This window comes from Paenibacillus agaridevorans (assembly GCF_003112455.1).
Classification (GTDB): Bacteria; Bacillota; Bacilli; order Paenibacillales; family Paenibacillaceae; genus Pristimantibacillus; species Pristimantibacillus agaridevorans.
In genome coordinates this window covers 1,294-2,952 of the sequence record NZ_BDQX01000180.1, presented here as the reverse complement: position 1 = coordinate 2,952, position 1,659 = coordinate 1,294, and the positions used below count along the sequence as shown (strand labels likewise).

Here is a 1,659-nt window from a genome sequence, read left to right as displayed (position 1 = left end):
TGATGTCCGTCAATATGATGTCCGGCTGCCGCTCCCGAATGAGCTGCAGCCCTTCCTTGCCGTTCACGGCCGTTCCGGCGATGTCGATGCCGTGCGCCGCCCAATCCACCTTCTTCAGAATGCCGTCGATGACCGTTCTCACGTCGTCTATAATGCACATGCTCATGTTGCTCATGATTCTCTCACCTCTTGCATCGGAATGACTAGCTTCACTGTGGTTCCCTCGCCCGGCGAGCTCTCCAGCTGCATGTCGGCCAGATGGCCGTAATAAAGCGACAATCTGGCCCTGATGTTGGACAAAGCGTAGCCACCGGAGGAGCCGCCGCCGTCCATGCCCGCCCGGAGCCGCTCCAATACTTCGGGGCTCATGCCGCTCCCGTTGTCGGCGACGGCAAGCGTCAGCATGCCCCCGTTCGCGGCGGCCGTAATATCGAGGCGACCCGGCCGGTCCAGCTCCTGGAAAGCGTGAAGAATGCTGTTCTCGACCAGCGGTTGCAGCATGATTTTCAGCACGGGCACCTCCAGAAGGCCTTCGTCCTCGCAATGGAACTCGTAAGTGAATAGCTCGGGATAACACATCGTCTGCAGCTTCAGGTACTGCTCGACGTGGTTCAGCTCCTGGCGGAGCGTCGTGATTTCCTTGCCGTTATTCAGCCCTAGCCGGAACAGCAGCGACAAGGACACGATCATCTCGCTGACGGCCTGCTGCTCCTCCATCTCGCTTTTCCAATAGATCGTGTTCAGCGTGTTGTAGAGAAAATGCGGATCGATCTGCGCCTGCAGCGCCTTGATCTCGGAATACCGCTTCTCCTGCTCCGACGTTTTGACCTCCTCGATCAGCTCGCCGATCTGGTCCATCATGCGGTTGAACTTATACCCAACCTGGCTGATCTCGTCCTCGAAAGGACTCTCGAAACGCACGTCCAGCTTGCTCTGCTCGACCTTGAACATCAGATTGCGCAGCTTGAACAACGGCTTCAGCAGAAGCTCCGACAGCATGCTGGAGAGGACGAGCGCGAGCAGGACGCAGACGCCCATAATCGTCAGGATCGTCCAGCGCATCTGGGCGACGGGCGCAAGCAGCTGCTTCTTGGATTGATAGCCGATCAGCACCCAGTCGGGATTCATCCCGAGCCCGGCGTAGTTGACCAGGTAGACGCCGTCCGAAGCGGTTTCGTATTCAAAGTGTCCCCGATCGCTGCTTCCGATATAATCTTGCAGCGGTCGCGCTTGTCCGCCTTCCGTCTCCGTAGAGGAGAATATGCCCGTGCCCCCGCGGTCGATCAGCTTCTGCTTCAGGCTGCCTTCCTGCAGATTGGCCTTGATTAGATCCAGCAGATGGTCCTCGCGAATGTTCACCACGACGTACACGCCCGAAAGCAGCGTATCGAACAACGGCTTGATGACAAGCGAGATCACCTCCCTGCCGCGGGAGAACAGCTCGTCGGAATGGCCGCGCACCCATATCGTGTTCCAGGGCCGTCCTTCATAATCTCCGATCGCTTTGGCCACGGTCGTGTCTTCGAACGGCATCTCCCCTACGCGCCAATTCTCGGTGGGATAGAATTCGCCGATCGGCGTGTGGATGAGCACGGAATCGATGGATTGCTCCGCCAGCATCATCTGGGCGAACGGCGTCTGCAACTGGGACAGCCGGTT

At 58.5% G+C, this 1,659-nt stretch carries 1 protein-coding gene; it reads right to left on the bottom strand.

Going from position 1 to position 1,659, the window contains the following annotated elements; translation table 11 throughout:
• Positions 1–171: 171 nt before the first annotated feature.
• Positions 172–1,659: sensor histidine kinase (locus PAT3040_RS17760; protein WP_258235028.1), on the bottom strand; the 1,488-nt coding region annotated here is incomplete at its 5' end.